Here is a 22,917-nt window from a genome sequence, read left to right as displayed (position 1 = left end):
CGCATGACTTCCGAATTCCTTTTCACCGACGGCGATTTTTCGCGCATTCGCACGCTCATCCACCGGCGCGCCGGCATCGCGCTGGGCGAGCACAAGCGGCAGATGGTGTACAGCCGGCTCTCGCGCCGGTTGCGCGAGCTCGGGCTGCCCGAATTCTCGGCCTACCTGGCCATGCTGGAAGACAGCCGCGACGGCCAGGAGTGGCAGCTGTTCATCAACTCGCTGACCACCAACCTGACCTCGTTCTTCCGCGAGGCGCACCACTTTCCGGTGCTTGCGGAACTGGCGCGCAAGTGCACCCAGCCGCCCACCGTCTGGTGCGCAGCCGCATCGACGGGCGAGGAGCCCTATTCGATCGCGATCACGCTGATGGAGGCGCTCGGCGAGCGTGCGAGCGCAGCGCGCGTGATTGCCACCGACATCGACACCGCGGTGCTGGCCCGCGCGTCGGCCGGCGTCTTCACGATGGAGCAGGTCAACCGCATGTCCACCGAGCGCCTGCGGCGCTTCTTCAACAAGGGCACCGGCGCGAACGCCGGCAAGGTGCGGGTGCGTCCCGAGGTGGCCGCCATGGTCAAGTTCTCGCGGCTCAACCTGCTCGATGCGTCGTGGCCCGTGAAGGAGCCGGTGGATGCGATCTTCTGCCGCAACGTGATGATCTATTTCGACAAGCCCACGCAGAAGAAGCTGCTCGACCGCTTCATGCCGCTGCTCAAGCCGAACGGGCTGCTGTTCGCAGGGCATTCGGAGAACGCCTCGCTGGTCAACCAGAGCTTCAAGACGGTCGGGCAGACGGTGTACGCGCTGGGCAAGGCGCGTACATGAACACGAATGCGAACACGAACCTTGCTGCGCAGAAGGGCTTCCTGCCCGCGGCCGTGCCGGGTTCGGTGGCCACGCATCACTACTTCGACCGCGACTTCGATTGCGCCGCGGTCAAGCTGCTGCCGGCGGAGTACTACGTGACCGATGCCGGTGTGCTGTTGACCACGGTGCTGGGCTCCTGCGTGGCGGCCTGCATCACCGACGTGGAGGCGGGCGTGGCGGGCATGAACCACTTCATGCTGCCCGACGACGCCGAGGCGGGCTCGCGCGAGCAGGCCGGCGCCATGCGCTACGGCGCGCATGCGATGGACGTGCTGATCGCCGAGCTGCTGCGCGCGGGCGCACGCCGCGAGCGGCTCAAGGCCAAGGTCTTTGGCGGCGCCGCGGTGCTGGCGAACATGACCATGCTCAACATCGGCGGGCGCAATGCCGACTTTGTCCTGCGCTACCTCGAGAAGCAGCGCATCGCCGTCGCTGCGCAGGACCTGCGCGGCCTGCATGCGCGCCGCGTGTGCCTGCTGCCGGAGAGCGGCAAGGCCGTGGTGCGCAAGCTGCGCGCGCCGGTCGACATCCAGGCGGTCCAGCGCGACGAGGGCGAACTGCTGCGCAAATGGTCCGCCGCATATGGCAAGGGAAGCTGGATCGCATGAAGAAAATCAAGGTACTTTGCGTCGACGACTCGGCGCTGATCCGCAGCGTGATGACCGAGATCATCAACAGCCAGGCCGACATGACGGTGGTCGGCACCGCAGCCGATCCGCTGCAGGCGCGCGACCTCATCAAGGTGACGAACCCCGACGTGCTCACGCTCGACGTCGAGATGCCTCGCATGGACGGCCTCGAATTCCTCGAGAAGCTCATGCGCCTGCGGCCGATGCCGGTGGTCATGGTGTCGTCGCTGACCGAGCGCGGCTCGGAGATTGCGCTGCGCGCGCTGGAGCTGGGCGCGATCGATTTCGTGACCAAGCCGCGGCTCGGCGTGCGCGACGGCCTCTTGCAATACACCGAGCTCATCGCCGGCAAGATCCGCACGGCCGCCGCGGCGCGGCTGCTGCCGGGCCGGCACGGCGCCTCGGCCAAGGGCGCGGCGGACAGCAACCCGCAGGAGCCGCTGCTGCGCAGCCCGCTGCTGAGCACCGAGAAGCTCATTATCATCGGCGCCTCCACCGGCGGCACCGAGGCCATCCGCGAGGTGCTGCTGCCGCTGCCGCCCGATGCGCCCGCGGTGCTCATTGCGCAGCACATGCCGGCCGGCTTCACGCGCTCGTTCGCGCAGCGCCTGAACGGCCTGTGCCGCATCACCGTGAAGGAAGCCGAGCATGGCGAACGCGTGCTGCCGGGCTACGCCTACATCGCGCCTGGCGGCTTTCACCTGTCGCTCGGGCGAAGCGGCGCCAACTATGTGGCGCAGCTCGACCAGGAGCCGCCGGTGAACCGCCACCGCCCCTCGATCGACGTGCTGTTCGATTCGGCCGCCAGGCACGCCGGCAAGAACGCGATCGGAATGATCCTCACGGGCATGGGCCGGGACGGCGCCGAAGGCCTGCTGCGCATGAAGCAGGCCGGCGCCTACACCTTTGCGCAGGACGAGGCCAGCTGCGTGGTCTTCGGCATGCCGCGCGAGGCCATCGCATTGGGCGCGGCCGATGAAGTGGCGCCGCTGGCAGAGATGGGACGCCGCGTGCTGGCCCATCTGCGCACCTTCGGCGAACGCACGAACCGGGTTTGAAAACGAACTGTTGGAGTTGAAGAATCGTGATTGACAAGAGCATCAAAATTTTGGTCGTGGACGACTTCCCGACCATGCGGCGCATCGTGCGCAACCTGCTGAAGGAACTCGAGTTCCTCAACGTCGACGAGGCCGAAGACGGCGCGGCCGGCATCGAGAAGCTGCGCGGCGGCAACTTCGGCTTTGTGGTGTCGGACTGGAACATGCCCAACATGGACGGCCTCACCATGCTGCAGACCATCCGCGCCGACCCCGAGCTGGCCAAGCTGCCGGTGCTGATGGTCACGGCCGAGGCCAAGAAGGAAAACATCATCGCGGCCGCGCAGGCCGGCGCCAACGGCTACGTGGTCAAGCCCTTCACGGCGGCCACGCTCGAGGAAAAGATCACCAAGATCTTCGAGAAGCTCCAGAAAGAGGCGGCCTGACATGACACACGCTGCGCTCGAACCCGCGGAGCACGGGAACACGGCCGAAGAGTTGCTCGGGCGCATCGGGCACCTGACCCGGCAATTGCGCGAAGGCCTGCGCGAACTGGGGCTGGACAAGCAGGTCGCCAAGGCCGCGCAGGCCATTCCCGATGCGCGCGATCGCCTGGGCTACATCGCCTCCATGACCGAGCGGGCGGCGCACCGTGCGCTCAACGCCATCGACCTGGCCCAGCCGCTGCAGGAAGACCTTGCAAGCAACGCCAAGGGCCTGAGCCGGCGCTGGGACGAATGGTTTGCGAACCCGGTCGAGCTGGACCATGCACGTCAGCTCGTGATGGACACGCGCGGCTACCTGCAGGACGTGCCGCAGAAGGCCGGTGCCATCAACACGCAGCTGATCGAGATCCTGATGGCGCAGGACTTCCAGGACCTCACGGGCCAGGTCATCAAGAAGATGATGGAAGTGGTCAACGACGTCGAGACGCAGCTGCTGCAGGTGCTGATCGACAACTCGCACCTCGACAAGCACGCCGAGAAGCGCCACGAGGCCGAAGCCGGCAGCCTGCAGAACGGCCCGCAGGTGGTGCCCGGCAACCCGGAGGCCGTCACGGGCCAGGCGCAGGTCGACGACCTGCTGGAGAGCCTCGGGTTCTGAGGCTGCGCGGGGCGGCCGGCTTACCATCGGGGCATGACTTCCAGCCCCAAGGCAGACCATGTGCAGAGGCTTGCCGCCATGGTGGCCGCATCGGACGAGTTGATGGCCGCACTGCGGGCGGTCCGCTCGCTCGGGCTGCGGTCCTGGTGCATTGGCGCCGGCGCCATCCGGTCCCTGGTGTGGGACACCCTTCACGGGTTCGAGCGGCGCTCGGCCGTCGAAGACCTGGATGTCGTCTACTTCGACGTGGAGGCCAGTCCGGAGCAGGATGCCGGCCTTGAAAACCAGCTTCGTTCGGCCATGCCAGGCTTCAATTGGGAAGTGACGAATCAGGCCGGCGTGCACCGCTGGTTCGCCGCCGCCCTCGGCCAGGTGGTGCCTCCTCTCGCGTCGCTGGAAGAAGGCGTTGCAACCTGGCCGGAATTTGCCACCTGCGTCGGTGTCTGGCTGAACGAGGACGGATCGCTGGGCGTCGTCGCGCCGCATGGACTCGACGACCTGTTCGCGCTGCGCGTCCGGCACAACCCCCTGCGTGCAAGCCTTGCGACCTACCGGCAGCGGGTTGCGGCAAAACGGTTCGGCGAGCGATGGCCGCGGCTTTTGGTCGAGATGGGCTGAAGGGACAGAATGCGGCCAGCAGCCGGCTTTCCACCCATGAGCAACTTCGAGATCTACACCCCCACGGCCGAGGAAGTGCACTCGGGCGAATTGGGTCGCCGCATGCGGCAGTTCAACTACCGGTTTGTCGGCGAATACGGACAGGTGCAGCCGGTCTGGGTCAGCGCGAAGGACCAGGACGGCGCGCTCGTAGGTGGCCTGCGCGGGTTTGTATTCCTGCAATGGCTGAACGTGGAGTTGCTGTTTGTGGACGATGCAGCGAGGCGCCAGGGCGTGGGCCGCAGGCTGCTCGCCATGGCAGAACACAAAGCCCGCGAGCTGGGCGCCCGCAACGCGACGCTGAACACATTCGAATGGCAGGCCCGCGCGTTCTACCTCAAGCAGGGATACGAAGAGTTCGGGCGCATCGACGACTGCATTCAGGGCTTCTACATGGCGTACATGAAGAAAGCGCTGGAACCATAGCGGCTCCGAACGCCTGCATTCAAAGTCAGGAGAGGAAGGATATGACGCTTAAACGCATGGACAACGTCCTTATCGTTGTCGACGACCTTGAAGCGACCAAGGCGTTCTTCATCGAACTGGGCCTCAAGCTCGAGGGCGAAACAACAGTGGACGGGCCCTTGGTCGGACAACTGATCGGGCTCAAGGATGTCCGCGCCACCCTGGCGATGTTGCGGACGCCCGATGGACAGGGCATCGAGCTGGACAAGTTCCACACGCCCAATGCGATCAGGTTTGGTCCTGTGAATCAACCGGTGAACACGCTGGGCATCCGCCGCATCATGTTCGCGGTCGATGACATCGACAGCGTCGTCGCGCGCATGCGCGCCCACGCGGCCGAGATCATCGGCGAAATGCAGTATGGAGACAGCTACCGGCTGGCCTACATCCGCGGGCCAGAGGGCATCATCGTCGGGCTTGCCGAGCAGCTTGGTGGAGGCGGGGCTGGCGCATAGACCTGCCATCAAGCGGCCGCCAACGTCAGGTGCCGTTTGAATGTAGATGAGCGCCACGTATATGGATGGGGTGATCGTCTGGCGGTGTGAGGCGTGCAAACCGGTCCGCATCGCACGCGATTCTCAGAGCGGGTAGCCGTCAGCTAACGAGCCGCGTTCAGCCAAGTGCCAACACTCAGATAACGAACACAGAAACATGCATATGAGAATTCGTGCGGTTGCTGCGCTTTTATGTTGCGCGATCGGCATAGAAGGTTGCGCCTCTTCCAGCGCGACCGACGCGTGGCCAGACAAGACCGTGTCGCCGAGCCAGCTTCGCTTGGCCGAGCCACTGCAACTCAGAATGCCCCGGCAAAACACGAATGACCCGATGCCTAACGGAACCGCTGTGCTGCGGGTGCACGTGGACGAGCGCGGCACTGTGCGCAAAACATCGCTGGTCACCAGCAGCGGCAGCGCCGTGCTCGATAGCGCAGCAGCGCGAGCGCTCGTTGGTGCCAAGTTCATTCCCTACCGCGAGGCAGGAGCGACGATACCGGTCACCACGTTGTTACCAATCAACGTCAAGGCTTCTGCGCAATGCCGGGGCCTCAGCCCGTTGGACTGTTGAGGAGCTGGCGTGGCATTTGATGGCAGGCGATGTCTTGAACCTGCTCACGGTTCGAACTTGCCCGTTGATGGTTAGCTTTCCAATGCGGATCCATCGGATTGCGATGCATCGCTCAGGCGCGGATATGCAGGGGCGAGAACGATTTCACCAAGTCGTCCAATGCCTTCAACTGCGCCAGAAAAGGCTCCAACTGGTCCAGCGGCAGAGCGCTGGGACCGTCGCATTTAGCCTGCGCTGGGTCAGGATGAGCTTCAAGAAAGAGGCCCGCCAAACCTACGGCCAGGCCCGCGCGCGCCAGTTCAGCCACTTGCTCCCGTCTCCCGCCAGAGACGGCGGCGTTCGCGTCACGTTGCTGGAGGGCATGGGTAACGTCGAAGATGACCGGCAGATTCCCGGTGACCTTCTTCATCGCACCGAATCCAAGCATGTCCACCACAAGATTGTCGTAGCCGAAACAAGTGCCACGGTCGCACAGGATGACGGGGGAGCTTCCTGCCTCCCTGATTTTCTCCACGATGTTGAGCACCTGCGGCGGGCTCAGGAACTGAGGTTTCTTGACGTTGATGACTTTGCCGGTCTTGGCAAGCGCGACCACCAAGTCGGTCTGGCGAGCGAGAAACGCAGGTAGCTGTAAAACGTCCACGACTTCGGCAACAGGATCTGCCTGCCACGGTTCGTGAACGTCGGTGAGAAGAGGCACGCCGAACTCCGCCTTGACGGCCTCGAAGATTTTCAAGCCCTCTTCCAATCCGGGCCCTCGGAAGGAATGGATAGACGAGCGATTCGCCTTGTCGAAACTTGCCTTGAAAACATATGGGATGCCAAGCTTCCGCGTGACTCGGACGTATTCCGCCGCAGTACGCAGGGCCATGTCCTTCGACTCGAGTACGTTCACGCCGCCAAACAGGACAAAGCCCTGGCCGTTGCTGACGTTGATTGCGGGGGTGATGGCGATGGTCGTCAAGAAAAGTTCTCCTGTAGTGCTGTCAACATTCTCGCGCTCTGAGGGCGCCCACAAAATCACGCTTTTGGCCCCAATGGCTGCAGTCGCCAGAGTCGGACCTTCCGGCCCATCGCCTTGTGAATATCATCGGGCCATGGCGATATCTGCGTGTGCTGTCAAAGCGCCTTCGGTCGAACCGTCGGTGGTCGACCTTCTGCAGCGTTTTGACGCGAATGGGGCCCCATGATCGAAGCGGCTAAATCCTCGATCCGCGGGCCAAGCACTGTCCAATGACCAACAAAGCGATCTACGTATCCCCAATGCAAGAAACCTACATTCGCTTCACGCCGGTCAGGGATGTGGTTGCTCCATGCGCTTACATCGTGCTGTGCACGGAACCCGGTGGTCACACGGTCCGACTCAGTTTTTCGAACATTCGCGGCGCTTCAGCGCGGGATCTCCTGGTCCGCTTTGATAGCGTCATGGCATGCATGTCCCACACCGAGTTCGCCCACCCATGGGAGGCGATGCCGGCAGCCGAGATTCCCCGGCTTGAGGGAAGATGGGACGGCTACGCATTCCCGCTCTTGGAGGTCAAGAACTCGCAGTGGTTGGCGTCATTCACAGACTTCCAGACCATTGGGCTAGCGCGAAGCATGCCGCGTCACTTTCGGTTTGTGAGTCTCGACAATGTGGTCGACCTGTTGATGTACGGCGATGGCGCTGTGACGGCAGAATGGATAGTCGCTACACCGCAGAACGCCCCATAGCCTGCCGGATTTGTCATGTCAGAACTTGTGTGGGAGCCAGTCGAATTCCTTGAACTTCTCGGAGTAGCTCCAGATGAAGAAGAGTACGGGGTCTCGTTTCACTATGTTGTTCATCGTCAAGAACTACGCCTTGAGCTAACGGTGCGGCCGATGAGCGGCGACGTTGCCGTCAGTGTTTATTGTTCAACGCAGCTTCAACCGGTTATTCATCTAAGCCTGTTGGGCTGTCCCGGCGCCAGGGTCATCAATGACAAGCGCGGGAGATTCATTGAGTTCGCGGCTGCGAACCTGTTTACTGGCCGCTTCGACAACACCGTCCCAGCGCCATATGGTTTTAGAGTCCAGGCCGACCCGTTTGTGCAGGTCTCTCCGTACGCCTACTGATACGGTCGGGCAGTGCGACCTCTCACGCCGGCGAGAATCCGTTTCGGAGCGCTCCGCGTCCGGTCCGACCCCTAAAGCGAATCCTTCAACTTCGCCCGTAACCTGCTGATCGCCTGGCTGTGCAGCTGGCACACGCGCGACTGCGTCACTTCCAGGATCGCGCCGATCTCTCGCAGGTTCAGCTCTTCCTCGTAGTACAGGTTCAGCAGCAGCTGGTCGCGTTCGGGCAGCGCGGCAATCGCATCGACAAGCTCATGGCGGAAACCCGCTTCGAGCAGCTGCGCGAGCGGATCGTCGCCGCCGAGCCGGGCGTCGGCCTGTGCCTGGCGCTCGAGCCAGGGGTTTTCTGATTCCCCATCCTGTGCGAAGTCTTCCACGTAGAGCAGCTGGCAGCCCTGGATGTCCTGCAGCAGCGACTGGTAGTCGTCCAGCTCCATCTTCAGTTCCCGGGCGATCTCTCCTTCGCTGGCGGAGCGGCCGAGCCGGTGCTCCAGCGCCTGGATGGCTTGTTCGACCTTGCGCGCCGACTGGCGCAGGCCGCGCGAGCCCCAGTCGCTCGCGCGCAGTTCGTCGAGCATGGCGCCGCGGATGCGCTGGCTGGCGAAGGTTTCGAACTGCGCGCCGCGGTTGTCCTGGTAGCGCGTGGAAGCGTCGAGCAGGCCGATCATGCCGGCCTGGATCAGGTCGTCGAGCTCCACGCTGGCGGGCAGCTTGGCCAGCATCTGGAGCGCCATGCGGCGCACCATCGGCTGGTGCTGCTTCAGCAGGTGGGACTTCTCAAAGGTTCCCTGCGCGGTGTACACGGCCGTCCCTTTCGTCTTCCGTCTCTTGCTCTTGTGCCGCCACGGGCTCCGATGCCAACGCCTCGGGCCGCCAGAGCGCGGTCCGGGTGTCCTGCGGCCGCACGGCCGGACGCCAGGGCCACTGCGCAACAGCGGCGGCGATGACGCGGAAATCCACCGCCGCCGGGCTGGCCGGGAAGGCCTCGACCACGGTGCGGGCGAGGCGCCTGGCATCGGCCATGTGCGGGTCGGCGCGGACCCAGCCGGCCGGCTGTATGGAAACCGCCAGGTAGCGGCTGCCGGTGTCGACCAGGTTGGCCATGGTCTGGCGCGCGGCCTCGGGGTCGGCCACGCCATTGACCAGCAGGCGAAGCTGCCTGAGCGCGTGCGCGTAGTGCAGCCGCTTGATGCCCGAATAGGTGGCGGTGATGGAGGCCGGGTGGGGCTGCAGCACCACCACCAGCTCGTCCGCCAGCCGCGCGAGCGGCGACAGGTTGCCGACGGCGTCGAGCGCCGCGTCGACCAGGATCATGCTGCCGTCCCACAGCAGGCGCGGGTCGGTGTGGTCGGGCTGGCCGCCGAGCGGCGCCGGCAGCACATGCACGCCGCACTCGGTGCGCGCGGCGGCGCCCTCGCAGGTCAGCCGCTGCGATGCGACGTCGGCCAGCGTTCCGAGCGGATCGGCGGCCCATGCGGCGCACGCCGTATCCGGTCCCGGCCTGTGCTCGTCGAGCAGCAGCACGTCCTTGCCCATGTGGGCCAGCGCGGCGCCCAGGTTCATGGCCGCCGTGGTGGCGCCGGGGCGGTTGCCCATGCTTGCGATCGCGATGATGCGCGCCGACGACTGCGCAAGCAGCCGCCGCAGCCCATCGGCTTGATCCGACACCAGCTTGCTCACGTGTCCAGCGCCTCCAGCAGGAAGAACAGCTTGCCCACGCCGGCATACAGCACGTTGCCCGACACGGGGCGGCCGGGCCGCGCGGGACGGCCGGTCAGCTGCGACAGCAGCGCGCGGGTGCGGCCGGCCCAGTCGCCGCCGGCCTGCTGCAGGCGCCAGACGGTGGTGGTCACCTGGCCGGCGATGAGCAGGCGCTTCATCATGTGCGGATCGCCCGCCTCGCCAAGCCCGCCCAGCACCGAGAGGCCCTGGCGCAGCAGGCGCAGGCAGGGCTCGGCCTCGGCGGCCCAGCCCTGCCACTGCGCGAGCTGCTGCGGCCCGATGTCGCGGCCGATGTTGGTGAGCGCATAGCTCTGCGCCAGCACCTTGTGGCTGCGCGCATCGGTCAGGCGCGTGGCAATGCAGCGCAGGCCGGGCAGGCCGCCGTCGGTGCGCAGCGTGACCCGCGCCTCGGCCACCGACTGCAGCGCGGCACGGCCCTTGAAGACCACGGCGCGCGCCTCGCCGAAACTGAAGTCCAGGCCGGTCAGCGTGGCGTATTCGCCGGTGCGCGGATCGGTCACGGCCGTGGAGCCCGGCGCGCGCGCCATCCATTGCTGGCGCTGCACCTGCCACTGCAGCATGAGCTCGGCCGCGGGCAGCCGCGGCAGCATGTGCACCACGGCCTTGCCGAAGTCCTGCTGGCGCAGCCACTGCACCTGCCGCACGCCGGGCTTGCGCGTGGGGTCGGCGGCGCTGCGGGTCGCGGCGGTGGAAAGCCATTGGTTGGGCGCCGAGAGCGGCTGCCCGCCGCGGTCGGACAGCAGCAGGCTGCCCTGGCACTGGTAGGCGTCGCCGCCTTCGTCGGACTTGAGCCCGACCTGGCCGCTGAGCGCCAGCACGTGGGTGTCGCAGCTTGCGGCAATCTCGCTCGCGGCATGCGCCATGAGCGCCTGCAGCACCGCCTTGTGGCCGACGTCCTCGTCGGCGGCCATCCGCCAGAGCGTGCGCGCCTGCTCGAAGCCGAGCGGCGCGGCCGCGAGTGCCGACGCCGCGGCGGCCACTTCCTGCGCGTCGTGCGCCATGGCGCGGATCAGCTGGCGGTACTGCAGCCGCTGGCGTTCGGCCTCCGCGTGAGCTGCGGAGGCCTCGGCATTCGCCGATCCGTCCTGCAGGTCGCCTTCGCCGGGCACGAACAGCGCGCTGCGGCTGTTGGCCTGGAAGGCGCTGTCCACCAGCTGGGCGCGGTCGGCGCGCATCAGGTTCTCGGGCACCTTCTGGCCGCTCGAGACGTAGTGCACCGGCAGGCGGTGGCGGATCACGGTGTCGATCAGCGCGCCGGGGTGCGTGGCCTCGTCCACCTTGGTGAAGATGCAGCCCGCGAGATCGCTGCCGCTGCCGTGGCGGTAGGCGTGCACCACCTCGTTGAGCGTGTCGCCGTGGCTCGTGGCGTTGAGCAGCAGCAGCCGCTTCACGGGCCGCTGGCTGTTGCAGAGCATGGCGATCTGGTCGGACACGGCGCGGTCGCGCTGGCTCATGCCGACGGTGTCGATCAGCACCATGTGCTTGCCCTGCAGGTCCTGCAGCACCAGGTGCAGGTCGGCCGTGTCCTTCACGGCGTAGACCGGCACGTTGAGGATCTGGCCATAGATGCGCAGCTGCTCGTAGGCGCCGATGCGGTAGCTGTCGGTGGTGACGAGCGCGAGCTTGTCGGCGCCGAAGCGCATCACGCAGCGCGCCGCGAGCTTGGCCGTGGTGGTGGTCTTGCCGACGCCGGTAGGGCCCATCAGCGCATAGACGCCGCCCTGCGCCAGCAGCGCGTCCTCGTCCTCGTGAACCGGCAGCGTGCGGATCAGCTCGGAGCGCACGAAGGCCATGCCCTGGGCATAGCTCTGGCCCGTGGGCAGGTGCTCCAGCATGGCCTTGGAGAGGCGGGCGCTGAAGCCGGCGCCCAGCAGCGTGCGCAGCAGGCGCCCGCGCATCGGGTCGCGCCGCTGCTTCTCGTTCCAGGCCACGCCGGCCAGCTGCTCCTCGATCATGCAGCGCATCGAATGGAGTTCGCCGAGCACGCTGTCCGCGGCCAGGGGCGCGGGGACAGCGGCAGGCGCTGCGATGGGAGTATTGGCGGGCGCCGGAGCGGCCATGGCTGCCGGCAATGGCTGGGGCGCCGGCGGCGCGGCAGCGGCGCTCGCACGCACGCCTTCCACATCCTCCTGCACCATGGCCACGATCTCCACGCCTTCGGCGGTCACGCGGTTGGTCAGCACGATGGCTTCGTCGCCGAGCGACTGGCGCGCCAGGCGCAGTGCTTCCCGGCTGGTGGGCGCGACGAACTTGCGCGCGCTGGTGCGGACGTCTGTCGGGATGTTCAAACTCTTCCTCCGATGGTGGCGGTGATCTTGATGTTGCGGGTGTCAGGAATCTCTGCATGCGAGAGAACCTTGAGCTGGCGGAAGCTGCGGCGCAGGAAGCGCGAGAGCAGCACGCGCAGCGAATGCTGGACGACCAGCACCGGCGCCAGGCCCAGCTGCTCCTGGCGCGCGATGGCGGCGCGGGTCTGCTGCATCAGGCTGTTGGCCAGGCCCGGCTCGATGCCGTTGTTGTTGGTGAGCGCCTGCTGCAGCACGCTGTCGAGCGCGCTGTCCAGGCCGATCACCTGCAGCTCGGAATCGCCCGGGAACAGCTGCTGCGTGATCGCGCGGCCGAGCGCCAGGCGCGTGAGCGAGGTGAGCTCGGCCGCGTCCTTGACGGTGGGCGCATGCTCGGCCATCACGTCGAGGATGGTGCGCATGTCGCGGATCGGCACCTCTTCGTCGAGCAGGTTCTGCAGCACCTTGTGCAGCGTGCTCAGCGAGATGACCTTGGGCACCAGATCCTCGGTGAGCTTGGGCGCGGTCTTGCCGATCTGGTCGAGCAGCTGCTGCACTTCCTGGCGGCCGAGCAATTCGGCGGCATGGGTCTGGATCAGGTGGTTCAGGTGCGTGGCCATCACCGTGCAGGCATCGACCACCGTGTAGCCGAGCACCTGCGCTTCCTGGCGCAGGCTGGCGTCGATCCACACCGCGGGCAGGTGGAAGGCGGGGTCCTGCGTCGGCGTGCCGGGCAGCGTGCCGCTCACCTGGCCGGGGTTGATGGCCATCCACTGGTTGGGGAAGGCCTCGCCGCGGCCGATCTCCACGCCCTTCAGGCTGATCACGTAGGTGTTGGGCGGGATCTCCAGGTTGTCGCGGATGTGCACCACCGGCGCCAGGAAACCGATCTCCTGGGCCACCTTCTTGCGGATGCTCTTGATGCGGCCCAGCAGCTCGCCGTTCTGGGTCTGGTCCACCAGCGGGATCAGCCGGTAGCCGACCTCCATGCCGAGCGGGTCGACCAGCGCCACGTCGTCCCAGGTCGCCTCGGGTGCCTCGGCCGACGGCATGGCCGCGGCCTGGGCTGCGGCGGCCTGTTCGGCCGTGGCCTGCGGCGCGCGCTTGAGCATGCGCCGGCCCAGCCACGCGAGGCTGCCCGCGATCAGCAGGAAGGCCAGGTTCGGCATGCCGGGGATCATCCCCATCAGCCCGATCAGGCCGGCCGTCAGAAAGAGCACCTGCGGATTGGAGAACAGCTGGCCGGTCAGCTGCCGGCCCACGTCTTCGTCGGTGGTGACGCGCGAGACGATCACGCCCGCGGCGGTCGAGATCACCAGCGCCGGAATCTGCGCCACCAGGCCGTCGCCGATGGCCAGCAGCGTGTAGGTCGTGCCCGCGGTGCCGAAGTCCAGCCCGTGCTGCAGCATGCCGACCACCAGGCCGCCGATGATGTTGATCACCATGATCAGCAGGCCGGCAATCGCGTCGCCGCGCACGAACTTGCTGGCGCCGTCCATCGAGCCGTAGAAGTCGGCTTCCTGCGCGACTTCCTGGCGGCGCTTGCGCGCCACCTCCTCGCCGATCAGGCCGGCGTTCAGGTCGGCGTCGATCGCCATCTGCTTGCCCGGCATCGCGTCGAGCATGAAGCGCGCGCCGACCTCGGCGATGCGTCCCGCGCCCTTGGTGATCACCATGAAGTTGATCAGCACCAGGATGATGAACACCATCACGCCCACGGCAAAGTTGCCGCCCACCAGGAAGTGGCCGAAGGCCTCGATCACCTTGCCCGCCGCGTCCGGCCCGGTGTGGCCGTGCATCAGCACCACGCGCGTGGAGGCCACGTTGAGCGACAGGCGCAGCAGCGTGGAGAACAGCAGCACGGCCGGAAAGGCCGCGAAGTCCAACGCCTTCATGGTGTACATGCTCACCAGCAGCACCATCACCGACATCGCGATGTTGAAGGTGAACAGCAGGTCGAGCAGGAAGGGCGGCAGCGGCAGCACCATCATGCTCAGGATCAGCACGATCAGGATGGGGCCGGCAAGGCCCTTCCACTGGCTGCCGGAGAACAGTTGCGACTGCAGGCGCGTGAGGGTGGCCATGGCGTTCATGCGGCGGCCTTCGGTGAATATTCGAGCGATTCAGGAATCGGCAGGTCGGCCGGCGTGCGCGGCGCTTCGCCGCCTTCGCTTTGCCAGCGCTTGAGCTGGTAGACCCAGGCCAGCACCTCGGCCACCGCGGTGTAGAGGCCGGCCGGGATCTCGTCGCCGAGCCGGGTGTGCTTGAAGAGCGCACGCGTGAGCGGCGGCGCCTCGAGGATTGCCACGTTGTTCTCGCGCGCGATCTCGCGGATGCGCGCGGCCATCAGGTCGCTGCCCTTGGCCACCACGCGCGGCGCGCGCATGTCGTGGTCCACATACTTGAGCGCCACCGCAAAGTGCGTGGGGTTGGTCACCACGATGTCGGCCTTGGGCACCTCGGACATCATCCGCCGGCGCGCCATCTGCTGCTGCTGGCGGCGGATCTGCGCCTTGATGTGCGGATCGCCCTCGCTCTCCTTGTGTTCCTGGCGCAGGTCTTCGCGCGACATGCGCAGCTTGCGGTGGTAGCTCCACAGCTGGTAGGGAACGTCGACCAGCGCCACCAGGAACAGCGCGGAGGCGATCAGCGCGCAGTTGTGCGCCACCAGCACGATCATCTGCGGCAGCGCGGCGCGCTCCGATTGCGCCATGAGCGCGGAGACTTCGTCCACGTTGCCCATGATCACCAGCCAGGCCACGCCGCCGATCAGCAGCGACTTGGCGAGCGCCTTGAACAGCTCCGACAGCGCCTGCGCCGAAAACATGCGGCCCACGCCGGCCACCGGATCGAGCTTGCTGAACTTGGGCGCCAGGGCCTTGGCCGAGAGCAGCCAGCCGCCGAGCATCAGCGGCGCCGCCACGGCCGCCACCAGCATCATGCCGAACAGCGGCACGAGCGCGAGCAGCGCCTGCTGGCCCATGAGCCCGGCACGCGCCAGCATGTGGGCGGGGTCGAACGCTGCGGCGCGGTCGAAGTGCAGGCCCTGGGCCAGCGCGCCGCGCAGCGTGGCGCCGAGCGAATCGGCCGTGAGCCACAGGCCGGCCACGGCAGTGCCCAGCAGCACGAAGGTCGCCAATTCGCGCGACCGCGCCACGTCCCCTTGCTCGCGGGCCTTTTCGAGGCGCTGCGGTGAGGCGGGTTCGGTTTTTTCGAGGTCGCTTTCTTCAGCCATTGATGCTCCGGGCGAGCGTTGGCGACAGCACGCCTGCTCATGGCTGATTGTTGGTTTGGGAGCCTCCGGACAATTGATCGATCAGCGCGGGCATTCGCCCGCTGCTTGGACGATCGGTGCGGCGCCTAGGCGGCGGGGGTGGCGGCCGGGCCGGCGCCGTCCGCGGCATCCGGCGCGGGTGCGGACGCAGGCACGGGCGCAGGCGGCGCCGCATACGGCACCAGCGGCAGCTGCTCGGCATCCAGGCGCTCCAGGATGGTGAACAGCAGGTCGCTGCGCACGCTGCCTGCCAGCCGCGGGCTCGGCACATAGGCAATGGCCTGGAAGATCAGCAGGCCGCCCTCGATGCCTTCGAGCGTGAGCGAAGGCGCCGGTGTTTCCAGCACGCTCTCGTGCGCGCGGCAGGCGTCCAGGATGAGCTCGCGCACGCGCTGCGCGTGGGTGGTCAGCGGCATCGGCAGGCGGATCAGCACCCGGCCCTCCGCGTTGGTCAGCGTCATGTTGCGCACGGTCTTCGTGATGAACTCGGAGTTCGGCACGATCACCGTCGAGCGGTCGCCCAGCTGGATCTCCGTGGCCCGCACGTTGATGCGCCGCACGTCGCCTTCGGTGGTGCCCAGCACCACCCAGTCGCCCACCTTCACCGGCTGCTCGGCCAGCAGGATGAGGCCCGAGATGAAGTTCTGCACGATGGCCTGCAGGCCGAAGCCGATACCCACCGACAGCGCGCTGGCCACCCACGCGATGCGCTCGATGCCGATGCCCAGCGCCGACAGCGAGAACGCGACCACCAGGATGCCGCCCACGTAGCCCAGCAGCGTGGTGATCGAGCTCTGCATGCCCGGCTCGAACTGCGTGCTGGGCAGGTAGCTGCGCGCGAGCCAGCGCTTGAACACCCTGAGCACGATGAAGCCGATCACCGCCACCGCCACGGCGCTCAGGATGGCGCCCGGCACCAGCTGGAACTCGCCCACCTTCACGCCGGTGCCGAACTTGCCGCTGCGCTGGAACACTTCGCTGGGCCCGGTGCCCAGCGGCGCCGCGAGCGCGATCAGCATGTAGAAGAACAGCGCCACCCGGCTCAGGCCCGAGAGCACGGTGGCCGCCTGGTCGAGCGTCTGCGGCGCCAGGCCGAAGCTCTTCTGCAGGCGCTGGCCGAAGGTGCTGCGCGAGGACACGCCCGCCATGAACACGTCGTCGGCAAACTTGAACAGCACGTAGAAGGCGGCCGCGACGATGCCGCTCCAGGTGAGCTGCGAGGCCAGGAAGCTCGCGAGCGCCACGTAGCCCACCGCCACCAGCACCCAGATGGCCACCATCAGCACGCCGATGCAGGCCACCAGCAGGCCCACCCACATCGGGCGCTCGGGCGGATCGGCGTCCGGCGTATCGGCGCGCATGGGCCTCAGGCGACGGAGCACCGCGCCCACCAGCGCCGTGAGCACCAGCGCGGTGAGCACGTGCGTGGCCACCACGGCCGCAAAGCTCGCTTCGACCAGCGCGTTGATCTCCACCGGCGCCCAGGCCAGCGCGGCCACCGCCGCAACCAGCCACGGCAGCGGCGCCAGGCGGGTGGCCATGGCGTCCGGAATCGGCGGCAGCCGCCACGACGGGCGGCGCGTGGCCAGCAGCCCGCGGCCCAGCCCGATGACGAAGGCCATGAACACCAGCGCCTGCGCCGTCGAGCGCATCGCCTTGCGCGCCTGCGGCTCCCAGGTGGCGTATTCCTCGAGCACCCACACGAAGCCGTGCGCGGCCACGGCCACCAGCAGCACGTGGCTCGCGACGATGGCAATCACCAGCAGCGAACGCCGCAGCCGCCCGGCCGGCAGCAGCCGCGCGGCGATCCGCGTCAGCAGGTGCTCGGCCACCCAGTTGCCGAGCACCGCGAGCAGCACCGCCAGGATCAGCGCCCAGAGCACCGCCATGCGGGGGCCTTGCTGCATGGCCTGCGAGAACCCGTCGCGCAGGTCGGAGGCCATGGCCTTCAGGCGCGCCAGGTCGCTCGGCCAGGCGTCCTGCAGATCGCCCCAGAACTCGCCGGTGAGCGGCGAGGGCGCGCGCTCGGTGATCTGCGCCTCGAACAGCGCGCGGCGCTGGGTCACCAGTTCGGCCGCGCGCTGCCGCACGTCGATGGCCAGCAGCCGTGCGAGCCGGATGTCGGCGTCCAGCGCGTTGCGCTCCTTCGTGAGGCGGGCGCGCTGGCGCGTGATGTCGGGGTCTTCGGTTGCGCCCGCGGCCGGCGGATTGCCGAGCTCGCCGAGGCGGGCGTTCAGGTCGGCCAGCTCGCCGGTGCGCGCGGCAACGAACTTGTCGGCCTGCGTGCCGATGTCGCTGATCTGCGCGAGCAGTTGGCGCAGGTCCCCGGTGGAATCGGCATCGGTGCTGATCTTGTTGAACTGCTCGCGCAGCTCGGCCACCGTGGGTTCGGGCGCCGGGGCCGCGGCAGCCGCGGTGCTGCCGCCGACGCCGCCGGTGCCCGGCTGGGCCGTCGCGGCGCCGCACATCAGCAGCAGCAGGGCGGCCAGGCAAAAGGCAATCAGGCGGGGGATCGAACGCATGGCTGCCATCATAGAAGGCGCCATTTGCGGTCCGCGGCGCGGGGCGTGACAGCGTGTGTCTGCCGGGCCGCGCCGGCGGGAAGCGGTCAACCGGCCGGGCTGAACAGGTCGACCCGGTCGGTGATGATGCCGTCGGTGCCCAGCTCGACGAGCCGCTCGGCGGCCCATTCGTCATTCACGGTGTAGCTCAGCGCGCGCATGCCCGCGCCTTGCACCTGCGCCACCGTGGCGGCGTCCCAGAGCGCGTGGTTGCAGACCACCGCGGCGCAGTCCAGGCCGGTGGCCGCGGCCAGCCAGCCGTCCCGCAGCGTGTCGAGCAGCAGCCCGCGCGGCAGCTCGGGCTGCACCGCCCTGGCGCCCGCGAGCGATTCGGCCTGGAACGAGGTGAGCAGCGGCGGTATGGCCGCGCCCTGCCACAGCCGGGCCGCGAGCCGCGCCACCGCTTCGCCGGTTTCGCGTTCGGTGCCCGGCGTGGGCTTGATCTCGATGTTGAGCAGGTGGCCGTTGGCCAGGCAGAAGCGCGCGAGGTTCTCGAGCGTGGCAAGCGGCTCGCCCGCGAAGGCGCGCGAATGCCAGCCGCCGGCGTCGAGCTGAGCCAGCGCGCTCCAGGGCTGCGCACCGCCGGTGCCGCGGCCGTTGGTGGTGCGGTCGAGCGTGGCGTCGTGCATCAGAAAGGCCACGCCGTCGGCGCTGAGCTTCGCATCGCACTCGAACATGCGGTAGCCGTGCGCCGCGCCAAGGCGGAAGGCCGCCAGCGTGTTCTCGGGCGCCAGCTTGCCGGCGCCGCGGTGCGCGATCCAGCGCGGATAGGGCCAGGGCTTCATCCGTGCCGGCATCGTCAGTCGGCCCGCTTGCCGGAGCCGGCATCGAACCAGTGCAGCTTGTCCTCGCGCGCCGCGATCTTCACGGTGTCGCCCGCGACCGGCGGATGATCGCTTTCGTCGGTGCGCATGATGATCTGCTCCTCGCCGATGCGGCCGTACACCAGCCGCTCGGCGCCCAGCAGTTCGACCGACTCCACCTGCACCGACCAGCCGCTTTCGTCCAGCGTCAGGTGCTCCGGGCGGATGCCCAGGATCTGGCCGGGCCGCACGCCGGGGGCGTGCTGCAGCAGGTTCATCGGCGGCGAGCCGATGAAGCTGGCAACGAAGGTGGTGGCGGGCCGGTTGTAGACCTCTTCGGGCGTCGCGAACTGGTCCATCACGCCGCCGTTCATCACGATGATGCGCTGCGCCAGCGTCATGGCCTCGACCTGGTCGTGCGTGACGAACAGCGAGGTGATGCCGAGCTCGCGGTGCAGCTTCTGGATCTCGATGCGGGTCTGCGCGCGCAGCTTGGCGTCCAGGTTGGACAGCGGCTCGTCGAACAGGAACACCTGCGGCTGGCGCACGATGGCGCGGCCCATGGCCACGCGCTGGCGCTGCCCGCCCGAGAGCTCGCGCGGCTTGCGCTCGAGCAGGTGGCCCAGCTCCAGGATCTTGGCCGCCTTGTCGACGCGGGTCTTGATCTCGGGCTCCGGCACCTTGGCGATCTTCAGGCCATAGGCCATGTTCTTGAACACGCTCATATGCGGATAGAGCGCGTAGTTCTGGAACACCATGGCGATGTCCCGCTCGGAGGGCTCGAGCTGGTTCACCACGCGCCCGCCAATGGAGATTTCGCCGGCCGAGATTTCCTCCAGGCCGGCCACCATGCGCAGCAGGGTGGATTTGCCGCAGCCTGAGGGGCCGACGATGACGATGAATTCATGGTCGGCGATCTCGGCGCTCACGCCGTGGATGACCTGGTTGGCTTTCGGCCCATGGCCGTAGCGCTTGATGACGTTGCGTAAAGAGAGAGCAGCCATAGTCTTGATCAGTTGGGGACAGAGCAGATTGCTTCGCAATCCTGGTCTGTCCCGCAAGTTATTTATTTTTCAGTGTCCACGAGGCCCTTGACGAACCACTTCTGCATCAGCACCACCACCAGCGCGGGCGGCAGCATGGCGAGGATGGCGGTGGCCATCACCACGTTCCATTCGTTCTGGCTGTCGCCGCCGGCAATCATTCGCTTGATGCCGACCACCACGGGGTACATGTCTTCGCCGGTGGTGGCGAGCAGCGGCCAGAGGTACTGGTTCCAGCCGTAGATGAACTGGATCACGAACAGCGCCGCAATCGAGGTCTTCGACAGCGGCAGCAGCACGTCGAAGAAGAAGCGCATGGGGCTTGCGCCATCCATGCGCGAGGCCTCGGTGAGCTCGTCGGGCACCGTCAGGAAGAACTGGCGGAAAAGGAAGGTGGCGGTGGCCGACGCGATCAGCGGCACCGTGAGGCCCGCGTAGGTGTTCAGCATGTTCAGATCGGACAGCACCTTGTAGGTGGGCAGGATGCGCACCTCCACCGGCAGCATCAGCGTCACGAAGATGGCCCAGAAGCAGATCTTCTTGAACGGGAACCGGAAGTAGACGATGGCAAAGGCCGACAGCAGCGAGATGGAGATCTTGCCGATGGAGATCACCAGCGCCGTCACCAGGCTCACCCACATCATGTGGGCCACGGGCGCGTTGGAGCCGCTGCTGGTTTCGCGCCCGAAGAGCGCGCCCTTGTAGCTGTCCAGCATGTTGCTGCCGGGCAGCAGCGGCATCGGCGCCTGCACGATCTCCTGCGCCGTGTGCGTGGACGCCACGAACGCCAGGTAGAGCGGGAAGGCGACGATGAACACGCCCAGGATCATCACCACATGGGCCAGGATGCCATGGGTGCCGCGTTTCTCAACCATGGAACGCCTCCGCCAGATTCTTGTTTTGCTTCATCAGTATTGAACCTTCTTTTCCACGTAGCGGAACTGGATCACGGTGAGCGCCACCACGATCACCATCAGCACCACCGACTGCGCCGCCGAGCCGCCGAGGTCCATGGCCTTGAAGCCGTCGTAGTAGACCTTGTAGACCAGGATGGCCGTGTCCTTGCCCGGCCCGCCCTGGGTGGCCGCATCGACGATCGCGAAGGTGTCGAAGAAGGCGTAGACCACGTTGATCACCAGCAGGAAGAAGGTGGTGGGCGAGAGCAGCGGAAACTGCACGGTCCAGAACCGGCGCCACGGGCGCGCGCCGTCGATGGCCGCGGCCTCGATGAGCGACTTGGGAATCGACTGCAGCCCGGCCAGGAAGAACAGGAAGTTGTACGAAATCTGCTTCCACACCGAGGCCATCACGATCAGCGTCATGGCGTGGCCGGAGTCCAGCAGGTGGTTCCAGTCGATGCCGATCTTGCCCAGCGCATAGGCCACCACGCCCAGCGACGGCGAGAACATGAACACCCAGAGCACGGCCGCCACGGCGGGCGCCACCGCGTAGGGCAGGATCAGCATGGTCTTGTAGAAGGTGCCGCCGCGCGTGATGCGGTCGGCAAACACCGCGAGCCCCAGCGACAGCGTGATGCCGATGCCCGCCACCAGCACCGAGAACAGGGCGGTGGTCTTGAACGACTCCACATAGCTCGGATCGCTGAATATCTGGCGGAAGTTGTCGAGCCCGACAAATTCCACCGACGTGCCGAAGGCGTCCTGCTGCTGCAGCGACTGCAGCAGCGCCTGCGCCGCCGGCCAGAAGAAAAACACGAGGATCACCGCCATTTGCGGGGTCAGCAGCAGCCAGGGCAACCAGCCCGAGCGAAAGAAAACGCGTTTTTCCATGAACCCTCTGCATAAAAAATCCCGCCTGGCCCGCTCTTGCGCACGAGCGAACGGGGGCGGGCGATATTAGCCGGACCCACGGGTCCGGCCGTCAATCGTTAGCTTTTGTTAGCTTTCTGGAAGCGTTCCAGCTGCTCGTTGCCGCGCGTGACGATCGAATCGAGGGCTTCCTTGGCGCTCTTCTTGCCGCTCCAGACCTGTTCGAGCTCTTCGTCCTCGATGGCGCGGATCTGCACGTAGTTGCCCAGGCGGATGCCGCGGCTCTTGTCGGTGACCTTGCGGATCATCTGCGTCACGGCCACGTCGGTGCCGGGGTTCTGCTTGTAGAAACCCGATTCCTCGGTGAGCTTGTAGGCCGCCGTGGTCACCGGCAGGTAGCCGGTGCGCTTGTGGCTGGCCGACTGCACTTCAGGCGTCGAGATGAAGCTGAAGAACTTGGCCACGCCCTTGTATTCGGCCGGCTTCTTGCCCGACATCACCCAGAGGCTGGCGCCGCCGATCACCGTGTTCTGCGGTGCGCCGGGCACGTCCGGGTAGTAGGGCAGGGGAGCGACCGCGTAGGCGAACTTGGCGTTCTTGGCGACGTTGCCGTAGAAGCCGGACGAGGTGTTGATCATCGCGCACTCGCCCGACACGAACGAGGCTTCCGGCACATTGCCGCGGCCCTTGTAGATGAAGAGACCCTGCTTGGCCATGTTGGCCAGGTTCTCGATGTGGCGCACGTGCAGCGGCGAATTGATCTTCATGCGCGCATCGAGCCCGGCCAGGCCGTTGCTCTTGGTCGCGAATTCGACGTTGTGCCAGGCCGAGAAGCTCTCCAGCTGCGTCCAGCCCTGCCAGGCGGTGGTGAACGGGCACTTGTGGCCGCTCGCCTTGAGCTTGGCCGCGGCGGCCGTCACTTCGGGCCAGGTCGAGGGCAGCTTGGTGGTGTCGATGCCGGCGGCCTTGAAGGCGTCCTTGTTGATATAGAACACCGTCGTCGAGCTGTTCAGCGGGAAGCTCAGCATCTGGCCGTTGGGCGCGGTGTAGTAGCCGGCCACGGCGGGAATGTAGGCGGCCGGATCGAACTTCTCGCCCGCGTCCTTCATGACCTGGCCCACCGGCACGATGGCGCCCTTGCTGGCCATCATGGTGGCGGTGCCCACTTCGAACACCTGCAGGATGTGCGGCGCGTTGCCGGCACGGAAAGCGGCAATGGAGGCCGTCATCGATTCGTCGTACGTGCCCTTGTAGGTCGGCACGACCTTGTATTCCTTCTGGCTCTCGTTGAACTGCTTGGCCAGGTCGTTGACCCACTCGTTGTTGACGGCGGTCATGGAGTGCCACCACTGGATCTCAGTCTGGGCATGTGCCACATTGAACAGCGTGGTGGCGGCCAGCGCCGATGCCAGCGCGAGCGTCTTGAATCGCATGAAGACTCCTGATGGGAAAATGAAAGCGCGGATGCTAGGCCACGTGGATGACATGGCCGCGTCACATTTGCGCACGGAGTGTTGT

Annotated in this window: 23 protein-coding genes; 11 read left to right on the top strand and 12 right to left on the bottom strand. The window is 66.8% G+C overall.

The window, feature by feature from the left end; genetic code table 11:
- The first annotated feature begins 3 nt into the window (after nucleotides 1–3).
- The 9 genes from ACAM58_RS20380 (at nucleotide 4) to ACAM58_RS20340 (ending at nucleotide 5,824) form a co-directional block, all read left to right on the top strand.
- On the top strand, nucleotides 4–825 hold the full coding sequence (locus tag ACAM58_RS20380; RefSeq protein ID WP_369663424.1) for a CheR family methyltransferase: 822 nt from the start codon (nucleotides 4–6) through the stop codon (nucleotides 823–825).
- Nucleotides 822–1,475, top strand: a complete 654-nt coding sequence (gene cheD, locus ACAM58_RS20375) for a chemoreceptor glutamine deamidase CheD (protein WP_369663423.1) — start codon at nucleotides 822–824, stop codon at nucleotides 1,473–1,475. The genes ACAM58_RS20380 and cheD overlap by 4 nt, the downstream gene beginning before the upstream one ends.
- Nucleotides 1,472–2,554 carry a chemotaxis response regulator protein-glutamate methylesterase gene (locus tag ACAM58_RS20370; RefSeq protein WP_369663422.1) on the top strand — a complete coding sequence of 361 codons (1,083 nt, stop codon included), beginning with the start codon at nucleotides 1,472–1,474 and terminating at the stop codon, nucleotides 2,552–2,554. The genes cheD and ACAM58_RS20370 overlap by 4 nt, the downstream gene beginning before the upstream one ends.
- Before the next feature lie 29 nt (nucleotides 2,555–2,583).
- Nucleotides 2,584–2,979 (top strand): chemotaxis response regulator CheY, encoded by a 396-nt coding sequence (cheY, locus tag ACAM58_RS20365; protein ID WP_026284205.1) that lies wholly within the window; start codon nucleotides 2,584–2,586, stop codon nucleotides 2,977–2,979.
- Nucleotide 2,980: 1 nt separating this feature from the next.
- Nucleotides 2,981–3,637: a protein phosphatase CheZ gene (gene cheZ, locus ACAM58_RS20360; protein WP_018906387.1), complete on the top strand. Its 657-nt coding sequence runs from the start codon at nucleotides 2,981–2,983 to the stop codon at nucleotides 3,635–3,637.
- A gap of 78 nt (nucleotides 3,638–3,715) precedes the next feature.
- Nucleotides 3,716–4,255, top strand: a complete 540-nt coding sequence (locus ACAM58_RS20355) for a nucleotidyltransferase family protein (RefSeq protein ID WP_369664504.1) — start codon at nucleotides 3,716–3,718, stop codon at nucleotides 4,253–4,255.
- A gap of 36 nt (nucleotides 4,256–4,291) precedes the next feature.
- Nucleotides 4,292–4,720, top strand: a complete 429-nt coding sequence (locus ACAM58_RS20350) for a GNAT family N-acetyltransferase (protein ID WP_369663421.1) — start codon at nucleotides 4,292–4,294, stop codon at nucleotides 4,718–4,720.
- Between the two features lie 41 nt (nucleotides 4,721–4,761).
- A complete protein-coding gene (locus ACAM58_RS20345) occupies nucleotides 4,762–5,214 on the top strand; it encodes a VOC family protein (RefSeq protein WP_369663420.1) in 453 nt (150 codons plus the stop codon).
- Between the two features lie 196 nt (nucleotides 5,215–5,410).
- Nucleotides 5,411–5,824: an energy transducer TonB gene (locus ACAM58_RS20340; protein WP_369663419.1), complete on the top strand. Its 414-nt coding sequence runs from the start codon at nucleotides 5,411–5,413 to the stop codon at nucleotides 5,822–5,824.
- 112 nt (nucleotides 5,825–5,936) lie between these two features.
- Here ACAM58_RS20340 and kdsA read toward each other — a convergent pair whose 3' ends face one another.
- Nucleotides 5,937–6,788, bottom strand: coding sequence for a 3-deoxy-8-phosphooctulonate synthase (gene kdsA, locus ACAM58_RS20335; RefSeq protein ID WP_369663418.1), 852 nt, complete (start codon nucleotides 6,786–6,788; stop codon nucleotides 5,937–5,939).
- 269 nt (nucleotides 6,789–7,057) lie between these two features.
- Here kdsA and ACAM58_RS20330 point away from each other — a divergent pair, with 269 nt between their 5' ends.
- A complete protein-coding gene (locus ACAM58_RS20330; RefSeq protein ID WP_369663417.1) occupies nucleotides 7,058–7,537 on the top strand; it encodes a hypothetical protein in 480 nt (159 codons plus the stop codon).
- A 15-nt stretch (nucleotides 7,538–7,552) separates the two neighbouring features.
- Complete coding sequence (locus tag ACAM58_RS20325; RefSeq protein WP_038107915.1) at nucleotides 7,553–7,921, top strand: hypothetical protein; 369 nt, start codon at nucleotides 7,553–7,555, stop codon at nucleotides 7,919–7,921.
- A 71-nt stretch (nucleotides 7,922–7,992) separates the two neighbouring features.
- On the opposite strand, the gene ACAM58_RS20320 is transcribed toward ACAM58_RS20325, so the two are convergent.
- The 11 genes from ACAM58_RS20320 to ugpB form a co-directional block, all read right to left on the bottom strand.
- Entirely contained in the window at nucleotides 7,993–8,724 is a 732-nt protein-coding gene (locus tag ACAM58_RS20320; protein WP_027730267.1) for an RNA polymerase sigma factor FliA, read from the bottom strand.
- A complete protein-coding gene (locus ACAM58_RS20315) occupies nucleotides 8,699–9,601 on the bottom strand; it encodes a flagellar biosynthesis protein FlhG (RefSeq protein WP_015866917.1) in 903 nt (300 codons plus the stop codon). Before ACAM58_RS20315 ends, ACAM58_RS20320 begins: the two co-directional genes overlap by 26 nt.
- On the bottom strand, nucleotides 9,598–11,952 hold the full coding sequence (flhF, locus tag ACAM58_RS20310) for a flagellar biosynthesis protein FlhF (protein WP_369663416.1): 2,355 nt from the start codon (nucleotides 11,950–11,952) through the stop codon (nucleotides 9,598–9,600). Before flhF ends, ACAM58_RS20315 begins: the two co-directional genes overlap by 4 nt.
- Nucleotides 11,949–14,042: a flagellar biosynthesis protein FlhA gene (gene flhA / locus ACAM58_RS20305; RefSeq protein WP_015866915.1), complete on the bottom strand. Its 2,094-nt coding sequence runs from the start codon at nucleotides 14,040–14,042 to the stop codon at nucleotides 11,949–11,951. The genes flhF and flhA overlap by 4 nt, the downstream gene beginning before the upstream one ends.
- On the bottom strand, nucleotides 14,039–15,184 hold the full coding sequence (gene flhB, locus ACAM58_RS20300) for a flagellar biosynthesis protein FlhB (RefSeq protein ID WP_018906397.1): 1,146 nt from the start codon (nucleotides 15,182–15,184) through the stop codon (nucleotides 14,039–14,041). Before flhB ends, flhA begins: the two co-directional genes overlap by 4 nt.
- Nucleotides 15,185–15,309: 125 nt before the next feature.
- Nucleotides 15,310–17,745, bottom strand: a complete 2,436-nt coding sequence (locus ACAM58_RS20295) for a DUF3772 domain-containing protein (protein WP_278876657.1) — start codon at nucleotides 17,743–17,745, stop codon at nucleotides 15,310–15,312.
- Between the two features lie 86 nt (nucleotides 17,746–17,831).
- Nucleotides 17,832–18,581: a glycerophosphodiester phosphodiesterase gene (gene ugpQ, locus ACAM58_RS20290; protein WP_015866912.1), complete on the bottom strand. Its 750-nt coding sequence runs from the start codon at nucleotides 18,579–18,581 to the stop codon at nucleotides 17,832–17,834.
- Between the two features lie 2 nt (nucleotides 18,582–18,583).
- Nucleotides 18,584–19,591 carry a sn-glycerol-3-phosphate import ATP-binding protein UgpC gene (locus ACAM58_RS20285; protein WP_015866911.1) on the bottom strand — a complete coding sequence of 336 codons (1,008 nt, stop codon included), beginning with the start codon at nucleotides 19,589–19,591 and terminating at the stop codon, nucleotides 18,584–18,586.
- A gap of 62 nt (nucleotides 19,592–19,653) precedes the next feature.
- The gene (ugpE, locus tag ACAM58_RS20280) at nucleotides 19,654–20,505 is read right to left on the bottom strand and encodes a sn-glycerol-3-phosphate ABC transporter permease UgpE (RefSeq protein WP_145745686.1); all 852 of its coding nucleotides are present in this window, start codon (nucleotides 20,503–20,505) and stop codon (nucleotides 19,654–19,656) included.
- A gap of 33 nt (nucleotides 20,506–20,538) precedes the next feature.
- Nucleotides 20,539–21,420, bottom strand: a complete 882-nt coding sequence (gene ugpA, locus ACAM58_RS20275; protein ID WP_015866909.1) for a sn-glycerol-3-phosphate ABC transporter permease UgpA — start codon at nucleotides 21,418–21,420, stop codon at nucleotides 20,539–20,541.
- Between the two features lie 98 nt (nucleotides 21,421–21,518).
- Entirely contained in the window at nucleotides 21,519–22,832 is a 1,314-nt protein-coding gene (ugpB, locus tag ACAM58_RS20270) for a sn-glycerol-3-phosphate ABC transporter substrate-binding protein UgpB (RefSeq protein ID WP_015866908.1), read from the bottom strand.
- Nucleotides 22,833–22,917: the final 85 nt, after the last annotated feature.

The sequence above is a fragment of the Variovorax sp. V116 genome (assembly GCF_041154435.1).
In the GTDB taxonomy this organism is placed as follows: Bacteria; Pseudomonadota; Gammaproteobacteria; order Burkholderiales; family Burkholderiaceae_C; genus Variovorax; species Variovorax paradoxus.
The sequence above is the reverse complement of the archived record's forward strand: the minus strand, read 5'-3'. Positions and strand labels throughout refer to the sequence as shown.

Coding starts and splice junctions, on each gene's coding strand:
- ACAM58_RS20340 (WP_369663419.1), top strand. CDS start 5,411: ATGCATATGAGAATTCGTGCGGTTGCTGCGCTTTTATGTTGCGCGATC.
- ACAM58_RS20295 (WP_278876657.1), bottom strand. CDS start 17,745: ATGCGTTCGATCCCCCGCCTGATTGCCTTTTGCCTGGCCGCCCTGCTG.
- ACAM58_RS20350 (WP_369663421.1), top strand. CDS start 4,292: ATGAGCAACTTCGAGATCTACACCCCCACGGCCGAGGAAGTGCACTCG.
- ACAM58_RS20355 (WP_369664504.1), top strand. CDS start 3,716: ATGGTGGCCGCATCGGACGAGTTGATGGCCGCACTGCGGGCGGTCCGC.
- ACAM58_RS20380 (WP_369663424.1), top strand. CDS start 4: ATGACTTCCGAATTCCTTTTCACCGACGGCGATTTTTCGCGCATTCGC.
- cheZ (WP_018906387.1), top strand. CDS start 2,981: ATGACACACGCTGCGCTCGAACCCGCGGAGCACGGGAACACGGCCGAA.
- ACAM58_RS20330 (WP_369663417.1), top strand. CDS start 7,058: ATGACCAACAAAGCGATCTACGTATCCCCAATGCAAGAAACCTACATT.
- cheD (WP_369663423.1), top strand. CDS start 822: ATGAACACGAATGCGAACACGAACCTTGCTGCGCAGAAGGGCTTCCTG.
- ACAM58_RS20285 (WP_015866911.1), bottom strand. CDS start 19,591: ATGGCTGCTCTCTCTTTACGCAACGTCATCAAGCGCTACGGCCATGGG.
- ACAM58_RS20325 (WP_038107915.1), top strand. CDS start 7,553: ATGTCAGAACTTGTGTGGGAGCCAGTCGAATTCCTTGAACTTCTCGGA.
- ACAM58_RS20345 (WP_369663420.1), top strand. CDS start 4,762: ATGACGCTTAAACGCATGGACAACGTCCTTATCGTTGTCGACGACCTT.
- ugpE (WP_145745686.1), bottom strand. CDS start 20,505: ATGGTTGAGAAACGCGGCACCCATGGCATCCTGGCCCATGTGGTGATG.
- flhB (WP_018906397.1), bottom strand. CDS start 15,184: ATGGCTGAAGAAAGCGACCTCGAAAAAACCGAACCCGCCTCACCGCAG.
- ACAM58_RS20370 (WP_369663422.1), top strand. CDS start 1,472: ATGAAGAAAATCAAGGTACTTTGCGTCGACGACTCGGCGCTGATCCGC.
- flhA (WP_015866915.1), bottom strand. CDS start 14,042: ATGAACGCCATGGCCACCCTCACGCGCCTGCAGTCGCAACTGTTCTCC.
- ugpB (WP_015866908.1), bottom strand. CDS start 22,832: ATGCGATTCAAGACGCTCGCGCTGGCATCGGCGCTGGCCGCCACCACG.
- ugpQ (WP_015866912.1), bottom strand. CDS start 18,581: ATGCCGGCACGGATGAAGCCCTGGCCCTATCCGCGCTGGATCGCGCAC.
- ugpA (WP_015866909.1), bottom strand. CDS start 21,420: ATGGAAAAACGCGTTTTCTTTCGCTCGGGCTGGTTGCCCTGGCTGCTG.